The organism is Vibrio astriarenae (genome assembly GCF_010587385.1).
Classification (GTDB): domain Bacteria; phylum Pseudomonadota; class Gammaproteobacteria; order Enterobacterales; family Vibrionaceae; genus Vibrio; species Vibrio astriarenae.
The window spans coordinates 42,089-54,870 of the sequence record NZ_CP047475.1 but is presented as its reverse complement, the minus strand read 5'-3'; the positions used below and the strand labels follow the sequence as shown (position 1 = coordinate 54,870).

The 12,782-nt window shown below is 48.0% G+C and carries 12 protein-coding genes and 1 pseudogene; 8 read left to right on the top strand and 5 right to left on the bottom strand.

Annotated features, from left to right (window positions below):
* Positions 1-23: 23 nt before the first annotated feature.
* A pseudogene (locus GT360_RS00285) lies at positions 24-674 on the bottom strand (magnesium chelatase domain-containing protein); the annotation flags it as partial.
* A gap of 669 nt (positions 675-1,343) precedes the next feature.
* On the opposite strand from GT360_RS00285, the gene ilvG reads away from it, so the two are divergent.
* The 6 genes from ilvG (at position 1,344) to acuI (ending at position 8,740) form a co-directional block, all read left to right on the top strand.
* Positions 1,344-2,990, top strand: coding sequence for an acetolactate synthase 2 catalytic subunit (gene ilvG, locus GT360_RS00280; protein ID WP_164646996.1), 1,647 nt, complete (start codon positions 1,344-1,346; stop codon positions 2,988-2,990).
* The gene (gene ilvM / locus GT360_RS00275; protein WP_164646995.1) at positions 2,990-3,274 is read left to right on the top strand and encodes an acetolactate synthase 2 small subunit; all 285 of its coding nucleotides are present in this window, start codon (positions 2,990-2,992) and stop codon (positions 3,272-3,274) included. Before ilvG ends, ilvM begins: the two co-directional genes overlap by 1 nt.
* A gap of 11 nt (positions 3,275-3,285) precedes the next feature.
* The gene (gene ilvE, locus GT360_RS00270) at positions 3,286-4,221 is read left to right on the top strand and encodes a branched-chain-amino-acid transaminase (RefSeq protein ID WP_164646994.1); all 936 of its coding nucleotides are present in this window, start codon (positions 3,286-3,288) and stop codon (positions 4,219-4,221) included.
* Between the two features lie 15 nt (positions 4,222-4,236).
* Positions 4,237-6,078: a dihydroxy-acid dehydratase gene (gene ilvD, locus GT360_RS00265; RefSeq protein WP_164646993.1), complete on the top strand. Its 1,842-nt coding sequence runs from the start codon at positions 4,237-4,239 to the stop codon at positions 6,076-6,078.
* Between the two features lie 3 nt (positions 6,079-6,081).
* Entirely contained in the window at positions 6,082-7,611 is a 1,530-nt protein-coding gene (gene ilvA, locus GT360_RS00260) for a threonine ammonia-lyase, biosynthetic (protein WP_164646992.1), read from the top strand.
* Positions 7,612-7,759: 148 nt separating this feature from the next.
* The gene (acuI, locus tag GT360_RS00255) at positions 7,760-8,740 is read left to right on the top strand and encodes an acrylyl-CoA reductase (NADPH) (protein ID WP_164646991.1); all 981 of its coding nucleotides are present in this window, start codon (positions 7,760-7,762) and stop codon (positions 8,738-8,740) included.
* Between the two features lie 47 nt (positions 8,741-8,787).
* Here acuI and GT360_RS00250 read toward each other — a convergent pair whose 3' ends face one another.
* Positions 8,788-9,729 carry a LysR family transcriptional regulator gene (locus GT360_RS00250; protein ID WP_164646990.1) on the bottom strand — a complete coding sequence of 314 codons (942 nt, stop codon included), beginning with the start codon at positions 9,727-9,729 and terminating at the stop codon, positions 8,788-8,790.
* Positions 9,730-9,869: 140 nt separating this feature from the next.
* Positions 9,870-10,058: a hypothetical protein gene (locus tag GT360_RS00245; protein ID WP_164646989.1), complete on the bottom strand. Its 189-nt coding sequence runs from the start codon at positions 10,056-10,058 to the stop codon at positions 9,870-9,872.
* 131 nt (positions 10,059-10,189) lie between these two features.
* Between GT360_RS00245 and tusA the strand changes: the two genes are divergently transcribed.
* Positions 10,190-10,438, top strand: coding sequence for a sulfurtransferase TusA (tusA, locus tag GT360_RS00240; RefSeq protein WP_164646988.1), 249 nt, complete (start codon positions 10,190-10,192; stop codon positions 10,436-10,438).
* A gap of 65 nt (positions 10,439-10,503) precedes the next feature.
* On the opposite strand, the gene GT360_RS00235 is transcribed toward tusA, so the two are convergent.
* Positions 10,504-10,764, bottom strand: coding sequence for a hypothetical protein (locus GT360_RS00235; protein ID WP_164646987.1), 261 nt, complete (start codon positions 10,762-10,764; stop codon positions 10,504-10,506).
* Positions 10,765-10,880: 116 nt separating this feature from the next.
* Positions 10,881-11,435, bottom strand: coding sequence for a TMEM165/GDT1 family protein (locus tag GT360_RS00230; RefSeq protein WP_164646986.1), 555 nt, complete (start codon positions 11,433-11,435; stop codon positions 10,881-10,883).
* A 412-nt stretch (positions 11,436-11,847) separates the two neighbouring features.
* Between GT360_RS00230 and glyQ the strand changes: the two genes are divergently transcribed.
* On the top strand, positions 11,848-12,780 hold the full coding sequence (gene glyQ / locus GT360_RS00225; protein WP_164646985.1) for a glycine--tRNA ligase subunit alpha: 933 nt from the start codon (positions 11,848-11,850) through the stop codon (positions 12,778-12,780).
* Positions 12,781-12,782 lie beyond the last annotated feature (2 nt).

Genomic DNA, 12,782 nt, shown 5'->3' with positions numbered 1-12,782 from the left:
TCCCCAAATAGGTAAATATTGCAAAGCTGCAGTAGGTTGTGGCTGCCGGCTGCTGCGATTTCTAACGCCCTCTTGCCTTGCTGCTGACCAATAATATCTTGAAGATCACGTGTTGAGGCTGGTGTTGTTATAGCCGTAGGTGTTTGATGCAGAGACAGTTTCTGCTGTCCACATAAATCGGCACACACATCTAACAAACTTTCTGCTGAGCAGTGCTTCTCTTTATCGACGAGTGCAGCCTGGTCGCCATTATAATGTGGGACAATCAAGGTACGCTGCTTTTTTGTGGCAGCAAGCGCTGCAGGCAACACGCCTTTAACGCTCCTAAGTTCACCAGAAAGCGCCAGCTCGCCAAGAAACTCCTTATGGCCAAGATGAGATATCGGGATCTGTTCAGAGGCAGCAAGAATCCCCAAAGCAATGGGGAGATCAAATCGCCCTCCATCTTTGGGTAAATCTGCGGGAGCAAGATTGACCGTTATTCGCTTAGAAGGAAACTCAAAGTTAGAATTAATGATGGCACTACGGACACGATCTTTCGCCTCTTTAACCGTTGTCTCCGCCAAACCCACCAGCGAAAATCCCGGCATACCATTGCTAATATGAACCTCTACGGTTACTTCCGGCGCTTCCACACCCACGCTTGCTCGGCTATGAATAATAGCTAAACTCATCGTTGCTCTTCTCAATAAGATCGGAAAAAGAAGCGCATCATGAGGCGATAACTTTGTGCTGTCATAACTCACGCCATAACGACGCGACCAGGATCTCTTGTTAGTGAAACTGCATTGTGAATGAAGTGTGAGAGTTGGTTGTTTTGTCCTAAACAGGAAAGGATATTGAGTATTTTTAGATTAATTCACTGCTAATTGCGCAATCGTTTTACAGTCAAAAAGACCAACAAAATACAACTTAGAAGTAATTGTAACTACATAATAACCACATAACGGGATTAAATATCAATCACAAGCGTGCTATCGATACTTATAATCACTCAAAAAAACATCAGACTTGTTAATTTTTCCCTTGTCATTCGGCAGTTTTGTATGTTACCACTAGAGGCAGACGACAATTCGTAACCAAATTTATAATGAAATCTATCTTCGCATTTAACACACTGCTAGCCCTGATTATCGTGGTCATTATGGACACCGCGCGGGGTCGAGTGGGCGAAAGATAGCCATCGAATAAGAAAAACCCCCGCACTGAAAAGTCCGGGGGTTTTTTTACACTAAGAAGATTTAAAAGCTCATTTCATCGAGCATTTAGGAACAAAGAACGGGAGCGCACATGATGTGCAAGCAAGCAGCTCATCGCAATGAAGCGGTACATGGAGGATCACAATGACTGGAGCAGAGTTAGTTGTATCCGCACTAAAACAACAAGGTATTGAAACCGTATTTGGTTATCCAGGCGGTGCCATCATGCCTATCTATGATGCCCTGTACGATGGTGGCGTTGAACATATCCTTTGTCGCCACGAGCAAGGCGCAGCGATGGCGGCTATCGGCATGGCAAGAGCACAACAAGACGTGGCTGTCTGCATGGCAACCTCTGGACCTGGTGCAACCAACCTGGTCACTGGCCTTGCTGATGCCTTTCTTGATTCTATCCCATTGGTAGCAATCACGGGACAGGTTGCCAGTACACACATCGGTACTGACGCGTTTCAAGAGATGGACGTGATCGGTATGTCGCTGGCCTGTACCAAACACAGCTATCTTGTCACCGATATCAACGATCTTGCTCCTACCCTTTCAGAGGCGTTTGAAGTAGCGAAAACCGGTCGCCCTGGTCCCGTTATTGTCGATATAGCAAAAGATGTGCAACTTGCCGAAGCACCTATCGAAATTCTTCCTGAGTTTGAGCATATCCCGTTCCCAGTTCCAACGCCGGAGTCTTACCGCCTGGCAAATGCCCTCATCCGCGAATCAAAACGCCCGGTACTTTACGTCGGTGGTGGGGTACAACTAGCACACTCAACGGACACCGTGCGCAAATTTCTTATCGATAACCCAATGCCTTCAGTAAGCACGTTAAAAGGGTTAGGCACAATCGAGCGTCATGACCCACACTACTTGGGAATGCTAGGGATGCACGGCACCAAAGCGGCGAACCTTGTCGTGCAAGAGAGTGACTTATTAATCGTCGTTGGCGCGCGCTTCGATGATCGAGTAACGGGTAAATTAGATACCTTCGCGCCAAATGCTAAGGTGGTGCATGTAGATATTGATGCTGCGGAGATCAACAAGCTGCGCCATGCACACGCTGCACTGCGTGGTGATATTCGTCAAATATTACCTCAGCTACATCTTGAACATGATATCGCCCCTTGGCTTCACCACACTGAAAGCCTACGAAGCGGTTTCAAATGGCGCTATGACCACCCTGGTGAGCTCATCTATGCACCACTACTACTCAAGCAGCTTTCAGACATGATGCCAGAGTCCTCGATGGTCTCCACCGATGTCGGCCAGCACCAAATGTGGGCAGCGCAACACATTCAACCACGCCACCCGCAAAACTTTATTACCTCTGCAGGCCTTGGCACGATGGGATTCGGCTTGCCTGCCGCCATGGGCGCTGCGGTTGCTCGTCCTGACGATCAATCGATTCTTATTTCAGGTGACGGCTCGTTCATGATGAATGTGCAGGAGCTTGGCACGCTAAAACGCCGCCAGATCCCAGTAAAGATGGTGCTTATTAACAATCAACGCCTAGGTATGGTACGACAATGGCAATCGCTGTTCTTCGACGGTCGCCACAGTGAAACCATTCTCGATGACAACCCAGACTTCGTTATGCTCGCGAAAGCGTTCGATATTCCGGGTAAAACGATTACTAAGAAAGAAGAAGTCGAACCTGCGCTAAAAGAGATGTTAGAGAGCAAAACCGCTTACCTACTGCATGTTTTGATCGATGAAGAAGAAAATGTTTGGCCACTTGTACCACCTGGTGCATCAAATAGTGATATGTTGGAGAACACCTAATGGAAAGATACTTATTAGATATCAAAGCAGACGACAAACCGGTACTGCTTGAGCGTGTTCTTCGCGTCGTGCGCCACCGCGGCTTTGTCGTGAAACAGGTGGCAGGAACGCAAAATCATGAAAGCAAAATTGCAAGTGTTGAGATCATCGTCGATAGCGATCGACCAATCTCATTCTTAACTAATCAAATTGAAAAATTGTGGGATGTGATCAGCGTAGATGTTATCAAAATCAATAACAACGAACTGCCAAACAACAACCTACAACAACGAGTAAACGCATAAGGAAGGCAACAATGGCGACAAAAACTGCTGATTACATTTGGTTTAATGGTGAAATGGTTCCATGGGCTGAGGCGAATGTGCACGTTCTAACTCATGCCATGCACTACGGTACTTCGGTATTTGAAGGCGTACGCTGCTACAACACACCAAAAGGGCCAATTGTCTTCCGTCACCGTGAGCATGCTCAACGCCTAAAAGACTCCGCTAAAATCTATCGCTTCCCGATCCCATACACTGTTGATGAGATCATGGAGGCAACCCGTGAAACTCTGCGTCAAAACAAGCTAGATAATGCCTACATTCGCCCGCTTGGCTTTGTTGGCAATGTCGGCTTAGGCGTTTGTCCTCCGGTTGATACCGAAATGGATTTGATCATTGCCGCCTTCCCTTGGGGCTCTTACCTTGGCGAAGAAGCACTGGAAAACGGTGTGGATGCGATGATCTCTAGCTGGAATCGTGCGGCTCCAAACACCATTCCTACTGCGGCCAAAGCCGGTGGTAACTACCTATCTTCTCTCCTAGTCGGTGGTGAAGCGCGTCGTCACGGTTACGATGAGGGTATTGCTCTTAGTGTTGATGGCTACTTGTCAGAAGGCGCTGGTGAGAACATTTTTGTGATTAAAGATGGCGTGATCACCACTCCACCAGCAACCAGCGCAATTTTGCCAGGCATTACTCGTGATTCAATCATGACCATCGCTCGTGATAAAGGTTATGAAGTGCGCGAAGCGAACATTGCGCGCGAAGCTCTATACCTGGCTGACGAAGTGTTCATGACAGGCACGGCCGCAGAAATCGTTCCAGTCGCCACCGTTGATAAAATCGAGGTTGGTACAGGCAAACGCGGCTCAATCACCAAAGAGATGCAAGAAGCTTACTTTGGTTTATTCAATGGCACCACTGAAGACAAGTGGGGCTGGTTAGATTACGTATACCCAGAAGCATAAGAGAAGGACAACGACATGCCTAAATATAGATCAGCCACTACCACTCATGGCCGTAACATGGCAGGTGCTCGAGCACTGTGGCGCGCAACTGGGGTAAAAGACGAAGATTTCGGTAAGCCAATCATTGCCGTAGTAAACTCATTTACTCAGTTTGTTCCAGGTCACGTGCACCTAAAAGACCTAGGGCAATTGGTGGCCAAAGAGATTGAAGCGGCGGGCGGTATCGCCAAAGAGTTCAACACTATCGCAGTGGATGACGGTATCGCAATGGGTCACGGTGGTATGCTTTACTCACTCCCTTCACGCGAACTGATTGCAGATTCTGTTGAGTACATGGTCAATGCTCACTGTGCCGATGCCATGGTGTGTATCTCCAACTGTGACAAAATCACTCCGGGAATGCTGATGGCCTCGATGCGTCTGAACATCCCAGTGATTTTTGTCTCTGGCGGCCCTATGGAAGCGGGTAAGACTAAGTTGTCTGACCAAATCATCAAACTCGACCTTGTTGACGCGATGATGCAAGGTGCCGATCCCAATGTATCGGATGAGCAAAGTGAGCAGATCGAGCGCTCCGCTTGCCCAACGTGTGGTTCGTGCTCTGGTATGTTTACCGCGAACTCAATGAACTGTCTCACCGAAGCGCTGGGGCTATCTCAACCAGGCAACGGCTCAATGCTCGCGACTCACGCCGATCGCCGCGACCTATTCGTTAACGCAGGTAAGCGCATTGTCGATTTGACGCGACGCTACTACGAGCAAGATGATGCATCTGCACTTCCACGCAACATTGCCACCAAAGCTGCGTTTGAAAACGCGATGGCACTCGATATCGCGATGGGTGGTTCAACCAACACCGTATTGCACCTTTTGGCAGCCGCTCAAGAAGGTGAAGTCGATTTCGATATGGAAGACATTGACCAAATGTCTCGCCGCGTACCAAACCTATGTAAGGTCGCACCATCAACACAAAAATACCATATGGAAGATGTCCACCGCGCTGGTGGCGTTGTGGGTATATTGGGTGAACTTGATCGCGCAGGCCTACTCAACAACCAATCTAAAACCGTGCTTGGCCTAACCTGGGAAGAGCAATTGGCACAATACGACATCATGCTGACTGACTCGGAAGAGGTGAAATCTTTCTACCGTGCCGGACCTGCGGGTATTCGTACAACGGAAGCGTTCTCTCAAGACTGCCGTTGGGATAGCCTTGATGCAGACCGTGAAAATGGCTGTATCCGAACGAAAGAGAATGCATACAGCCAAGACGGTGGCCTTGCTGTTCTTAAAGGCAATATCGCTCTGGATGGCTGTATCGTGAAAACAGCCGGTGTAGATGAAAGCATCCTCAAATTTACTGGCCCTGCTGTGGTTTTTGAGAGCCAAGAAGATGCGGTTGAAGGCATCTTAGGTGGCAAGGTTAAAGCCGGAGATGTTGTCGTCATCCGCTATGAAGGCCCTAAAGGTGGCCCTGGTATGCAAGAGATGCTTTACCCAACGACTTACCTGAAATCGATGGGCCTTGGTAAAGAGTGCGCGCTGCTAACTGATGGTCGCTTCTCGGGTGGCACATCTGGACTGTCTATTGGTCACGCCTCTCCTGAAGCGGCGAATGGCGGTACGATTGGTCTGGTTAAAAATGGCGATACTATTGCTATCGATATTCCAAACCGCACCATCTCACTCGACGTTGCTGCAGATGAGCTGGCTGCGCGTCGTGCCGAGCAAGACCAATTAGGCTGGAAACCTGCAGCTCGTGAGCGCGAAGTCTCATTTGCACTCAAAGCTTATGCGAGCATGGCTACAAGTGCAGACAAGGGTGCCGTACGAGATAAATCTAAGCTAGAGGGCTAGCTTATGACACTAACTAGTGAGACTGGCGCAGATTATCTGCGCCAAATCCTTCGAGCTCCGGTTTATGAAGTGGCAACAGTCACGCCACTTCAAGAGATGCCACGTCTCTCTGCACGTATTCACAACAACGTGCAACTCAAGCGTGAAGATCGCCAGCCGGTACACTCATTCAAGTTGCGCGGTGCCTATAACATGGTATCGAGTCTTTCTGAGCAACAAAAAGCGGCGGGGGTGATCGCTGCCTCTGCGGGGAATCACGCTCAAGGAATGGCACTTTCTGGCACCAAGCTTGGTATCAAAACGATTATTGTGATGCCTAAAACCACCCCCGACATCAAAGTTGATGCTGTGCGTGGTTTTGGTGGTGAGGTGGTTCTGCATGGCAGTAACTTTGACGAAGCTAAAGCGGAAGCTGAGCGCTTGTCGGAGCTTCATGGCTACACCTTTGTTCCTCCTTTTGATCACCCTCTAGTGATTGCCGGTCAAGGCACCATTGGTATGGAGATGCTGCAGCAAAATGGTCATCTCGATTACATCTTCGTGCCTGTCGGTGGTGGTGGCCTGGCTGCTGGTGTCGCTGTATTAGTCAAACAACTGATGCCTGAAATTAAGGTGATTGCGGTAGAGCCTGAAGACTCTTCTTGCCTCAAAGCCGCACTGGATGCCGGAGAGCCAGTGGTACTCGACCAAGTCAGTATGTTTGCTGATGGTGTTGCAGTTAAACGTATCGGTGAAGAGACGTTTCGTTTGTGTCAGCAATACATTGATGGACATGTGACAGTATCAAGTGATGAGATCTGCTCTGCGGTTAAAGACATCTTTGAAGATACGCGAGCGATCGCTGAACCCTCAGGTGCATTAGCGCTTGCTGGATTAAAGAAGTTTGCAGAACAAAACCAGCTCAAAGATAAGAATCTTGGCACCGTACTCTCGGGCGCCAACACCAACTTCCATGGTTTACGCTATGTCTCTGAACGCTGTGAGCTGGGTGAAAAACGTGAGGGCTTGTTGGCTGTGACGATCCCGGAGCGTCAGGGTGCCTTCTTTGAGTTTTGCAACATCATTGGTGGTCGTGCCGTGACGGAGTTTAACTACCGGTACAATGATGACGACCTAGCGAACATCTTTGTCGGCGTTAGGCTTATGGGGGGGCAAGAAGAGCTCGACCACATCATCAATGACCTACGTGAGGGCGGCTACCCGGTTGTCGACCTATCCGATGATGAAATGGCTAAATTGCACGTTCGTTATATGATTGGCGGTAAGCCCTCTAAACCACTTAAAGAGCGTCTCTATAGCTTTGAGTTCCCTGAATATCCAGGGGCACTACTCAAGTTCCTGAGCACATTGGGGACTCACTGGAACATCAGTCTTTTTAACTACCGCAATCACGGCGCTGACTATGGCCGCGTATTGTGTGGGTTTGAACTTAATGAAGCCGACCTAGCACAGTTCTCTAGCCATCTGCGCGAGTTAGGCTATCAATGTAAAGATGAGACGGATAATCCATCGTATCAATTCTTTTTATCCTAAACTCTAAGCCAGTCACCTTGACTGGCTTTTTTACGCATTAATTAATGCTATAAATGCATACATTTTATGTAAATGTTTCATTTTTTTCATATACGTATTCACCCTATACTAACCCTGTTTCCTGAGCGAATTTATTTGGAGAATCTCAATGTTTAATGCACTACTCCTAAACCAAGAAGAAAAACGTACTATCGCTTCTATCGAACAGATCGATGAAAGCCAACTGCCTGAAGGCGAAGTTCTGATCGATGTCGATTACTCATCTCTAAACTACAAAGACGGCCTTGCCATCACGGGTAAAGGTAAGATCATCCGCAACTTTCCAATGGTACCCGGTATTGACTTAGCAGGTACTGTCGTCAGCTCTGACGATGAGCGTTACTCTGCCGGTGATAGTGTTGTTCTGACAGGTTGGGGCGTTGGTGAAAACCATTGGGGTGGCATGGCGCAACGTGCACGCCTAAAGGCAGATTGGTTGGTACCACTGCCAAAAGGTCTCGATAGCAAGAAAGCGATGATGGTAGGAACTGCTGGCTTTACTGCAATGCTGTGTGTTCAAGCGATACTAGATGGTGGTGTAAAGCCAGAAGACGGTGAGGTTCTTGTGACTGGCGCCAGCGGCGGGGTTGGCTCTGTAGCCGTCACTCTGCTTGCGCAACTTGGCTACAAGGTGGCTGCTGTTACAGGCCGCTTGGAGCAAAACGGCCCGCTACTTGAGAAGCTTGGCGCTGCACGTATCATTGATCGTACTGAATTCGAAGAGCCTGCACGCCCTCTAGAAAAACAAGTATGGGCAGGTGCTGTGGATACGGTCGGCAGCAAAGTGCTGGCAAAAGTTCTCGCGCAAATGGACTACAACAGCACTGTGGCTGCATGTGGTCTGGCTGGTGGTTTTGATCTACCGACCACGGTCATGCCATTTATCCTGCGTAATGTGCGCCTACAAGGTGTTGATTCTGTCTCTTGTCCAACAGATAAACGCATTGCTGCATGGGAAAAACTGGTGGAGCTACTTCCTGAGAGCTACTTCGAGCAAGCATGTACCGAAGCAACGCTTGAGCAAGCGCCTCAGTTTGCTGAAGATATCACCAATGGCCAAGTAACAGGTCGTGTCGTCATCAAGCTGTAACTCCGCAACGATCGATAAGCCGAGCTTCATGCTCGGCTTTTTCATATTTAGGCTAAGCCGATATCTTCGATTCTCTTGGCGATGAGTCGGCTGCACTCCTCTTTCACCGTATCACGCAGCCATTTTTGTGCTGGAGAGTGCTCACAGCGAGGATGCCATATCATTGAATAATCAAACGGTGTGAAAGCAAACGGTAATGGCTTAACGACTAAGTCATAGCGCTCAGCAACCAAATAGGCCAAATCCGCCGGAACCGTTATTACCAACGGCATGGAATCGACAATCGCCAGTGCTGCCTCCAAATGGTATGCACGCAATACCATTTTTGGCTCAGGCATTCCAGCATGCGCTTGATCGATGAGTGCTTTCACCCCGTCACTGATCGCAATCATCGCGTGTGGACAATCCAGATACGCCTCCAATGTCATTTCTTTATGGGCATATGGGTGCTGCTTGCTCAGCAAACAAAGCACACCAACCTTGCCCAATATCTCACTTTGTAGAGGCTCTACCGGTCCCGTTGGACGACAAATGGCAAAATCTGCCCCCTCATAGGTAAGTTGATCGGTCAGGCGGTCATGCTGCAAGGGTAAAAAGTTAAATGAGACTTGCGGAGCTTCTTGGTAAATTCGTGGCAGAGCAAACGGCAAAATGGTTTGCATCGCATAGTCGGTCGTCGCAATCGTAAACGTCTGCGTGCACTTCGCAGGGTCAAATTCTCTTGGAGAAAGCAGTTGCCGCAGTGATTCTAGGGGCTCACCCAGCAAGTGGTCGATTTCAAGTGCTTTTTGGGTCGGTATCAAGCGTTGTCCCTGACGAGTAAACAGTGGATCTCCAAGAAGATCACGCAAGCGCCCTAACACGCGGCTCATTGCCGATTGACTTAGGTTTAATCTCTCAGCCGCTTTACTAACACTACTTTCTTCAATCAGCACTCGCAGTGCCACCAGCAGATTTAAATCGCGCCGATATACCTCTTCCAACTCCATCACTTTTCCTTACTGCCATGATATTCACTATCAGTGTACCTTCTTTCAGGCAAAAAAAATCCCGCCTTTCAGCGGGGAAGCCCAAGAAAACTGGAGATTATATGACTTAAAATAAAACTGGGAATGAGGGTAATGTGTGTTTAGTTATCTTCGGCCTCTTCTGAGGTTGGATTCCACGCTCGCATTTCTATATAAATCCCCAACACAGCCCCAAAGAAGGCAACGACTGGGATGAGAGAAACGCCATTTCCTGCTTGCAACAGCAAGGAGCACATAGCAATGACACACAATACCGAATATACGGACAAACGTTCCATCGTCGACAGCATAACAAGACTCCATTTGTTATCAACTTGTTAATTTAAGTTAATCTATAAAAAGGCGTTTGCCAAGGTGATATTGAATCTTTTTTGATCAAGAGTATGATTGTCGCTTGATTCCACCGCGCTAAAGAGAACAGATGAGTTTCGATCCGACTAAAGCAAACAAAACGCTTGAAGCTGAAGGGCTACGCTGCCCAGAGCCTGTAATGATGGTCAGGAAGACAATTCGAACTATGGAAGAGGGAGAAGTTCTGTTGGTGAATGCAGATGATCCTTCTACAACTCGTGATATTCCGAGTTTCTGCCGCTTTATGGATCACCAGCTACTTGCAGCTCAAACAGAGCAACTACCGTATCAATACCTAATTAAGAAAGGCTTGGCTTAACGCTGAGCTCGATACAAACGACAAAAGGCTGCCAATGGCAGCCTTTTTTACGTAAGTTATGCACTTTACTCATCGTATTCTAGAGTACGAACCTCATGTTGTAGCTTATTGAGCTGCTTGCGCATCGCTCGCATCTCATCATGCATGGGAATAATATGAGCGACACGAATCCATGCCTCTACTGTCAGCGCGGTGAGGATGAATGCCCCTGCCACCATTGGCAGCCACATATCAGTCAGTACCATTCCGAGTAAGGTAATCGCCAATCCAAAAGTGAACAGGTAGCTCTGGCTTTTGGCGGTCATTCCCATATAACGTGTAAGCATACTCTTGCCCTCCGGCTGTCAGTGTTAACCTAAAATTAGCATGAGATTTGTGAAACTAATATGTCACCCGTCACGCCTTAGATTGAATTCGAGCAAGAGTATGATTTGCCGCAAATTTAGAAGAAAGCGGCAGCAATCGCTAAGCCCAAAAACAGCAATGCAGTGACCTTTCGGATCAGAGCAAGCGGCAATTTATCGGCAGAAAGTTTCCCTATCAATACCACCGGCACATTGGCAAGTAACATACCGATGGTTGTCCCGAGAACCACCATCATCAAAGCATCCGCATACTGCGCGCCGAGAATTGATGTTGCGATCTGGGTTTTATCACCTATTTCAGCAATGAAGAAAGCGATAAATGAAGCGACAAATGGGCCTCTGTTCGAGATGCTTTCATCCTCGTCTAATTTGTCTGGTATCAGAATCCAACCAGCCATCGCAAGGAAACTCGCCGCGACAACCCACTTCAGCACATCAGGTGACAAATAGTCTGCGACGACAACACCTAGCCAAGCGGCTAAGGCATGATTGGCGATGGTTGCAAAGAAAATGGCTGCGATAATAGGCAAGGGTTTGCGGTAACGACTGGCCAGCAGCAGGGATAAAAGTTGAGTTTTGTCACCAATTTCAGCAAGGGCAACAGTAGTAATTGATATAGCTAAAACGCTCACGACATGCTCTAAGGGGCGGGGGTATAAATAACAACCATAGACAAACCTCACGCCCCACCCCGGTTCGTGATGATTTGTCTAAGGTCTTGCTAAACCCATCGGTGGATGATGAGTCTCGGACGCCATGGTGATTTTGCACCAATTATGTTGACGAACGAACCAGATAAAACAGGCGTTTTATCTCAGGTAAGCTACTCCCCAAAGACGGAGGGGATTTTAATCAGCCAAGCGGCAAAGCTCAAGCTGAAAATTCCCTTTTAAGAAAAACACACTATCTGTGTTGCTATTTTTCCACTAAACGACATTTCTGGCGACGAATTAGTCAAGATTACCTCTACTCGCCAAGCCAATATCTCGCTATACTTGATTGTTATTTTTTCAAATCATTTAGAAGAATCGCGCGAACCTGACTATGCAAAAATTCGATATCAAAACCTTCCAGGGAATGATCCTCGCGCTGCAGGATTACTGGGCACAAAACGGTTGTACCATTGTTCAACCTCTAGATATGGAAGTAGGTGCTGGCACCTCTCACCCAATGACATGTCTACGTGCACTTGGCCCAGAGCCAATGTCTACGGCATACGTTCAACCTTCACGTCGTCCGACCGATGGTCGCTACGGTGAAAACCCGAACCGTCTGCAGCACTACTATCAGTTCCAAGTAGCTCTAAAACCATCTCCAGACAACATTCAGGAGTTGTACCTAGGCTCACTTGAAGTTCTTGGTATCGATCCGCTAGTACACGACATTCGTTTCGTAGAAGATAACTGGGAAAACCCAACGCTAGGCGCATGGGGCCTTGGTTGGGAAGTATGGCTAAACGGCATGGAAGTAACTCAATTTACTTACTTCCAGCAAGTTGGTGGCCTTGAGTGTAAACCTGTTACTGGTGAAATCACTTACGGTATCGAGCGTCTCGCAATGTACATCCAAGAAGTAGACTCTGTGTACGATCTAGTGTGGAACATCGCACCAGACGGCAGCAAAGTAACTTACGGTGATATCTTCCACCAAAACGAGGTTGAGCAATCAACTTACAACTTCGAGCACGCAGACGTAGATTTCCTATTCACGTTCTTTGATCAGTGTGAGAAAGAGTGTAAAGAGCTACTTGAGCTTGAAAAGCCACTTCCGCTTCCTGCTTACGAGCGCATTCTAAAAGCGGGCCACGCATTCAACATCCTTGATGCGCGTAAAGCTATCTCTGTTACAGAGCGCCAACGTTACATCCTTCGTATCCGCAACCTGACTAAGTCTGTTGCAGAAGCGTACTACGCATCACGTGAAGCGCTTGGCTTCCCAATGTGCCGTACCCAAGATGCAAAGAGCGAGGAGAAGTAATC

What these genes read in the sequence shown, in the direction of transcription:
- tusA (WP_164646988.1), top strand. Translation starts at nt 10,190, where the DNA reads ATGAGTTTCGATCCGACTAAAGCAAACAAAACGCTTGAAGCTGAAGGG.
- GT360_RS00245 (WP_164646989.1), bottom strand. Translation starts at nt 10,058, where the DNA reads ATGCTGTCGACGATGGAACGTTTGTCCGTATATTCGGTATTGTGTGTC.
- ilvA (WP_164646992.1), top strand. Translation starts at nt 6,082, where the DNA reads ATGACACTAACTAGTGAGACTGGCGCAGATTATCTGCGCCAAATCCTT.
- ilvE (WP_164646994.1), top strand. Translation starts at nt 3,286, where the DNA reads ATGGCGACAAAAACTGCTGATTACATTTGGTTTAATGGTGAAATGGTT.
- ilvG (WP_164646996.1), top strand. Translation starts at nt 1,344, where the DNA reads ATGACTGGAGCAGAGTTAGTTGTATCCGCACTAAAACAACAAGGTATT.
- GT360_RS00235 (WP_164646987.1), bottom strand. Translation starts at nt 10,764, where the DNA reads ATGCTTACACGTTATATGGGAATGACCGCCAAAAGCCAGAGCTACCTG.
- ilvM (WP_164646995.1), top strand. Translation starts at nt 2,990, where the DNA reads ATGGAAAGATACTTATTAGATATCAAAGCAGACGACAAACCGGTACTG.
- GT360_RS00250 (WP_164646990.1), bottom strand. Translation starts at nt 9,729, where the DNA reads ATGGAGTTGGAAGAGGTATATCGGCGCGATTTAAATCTGCTGGTGGCA.
- glyQ (WP_164646985.1), top strand. Translation starts at nt 11,848, where the DNA reads ATGCAAAAATTCGATATCAAAACCTTCCAGGGAATGATCCTCGCGCTG.
- ilvD (WP_164646993.1), top strand. Translation starts at nt 4,237, where the DNA reads ATGCCTAAATATAGATCAGCCACTACCACTCATGGCCGTAACATGGCA.
- acuI (WP_164646991.1), top strand. Translation starts at nt 7,760, where the DNA reads ATGTTTAATGCACTACTCCTAAACCAAGAAGAAAAACGTACTATCGCT.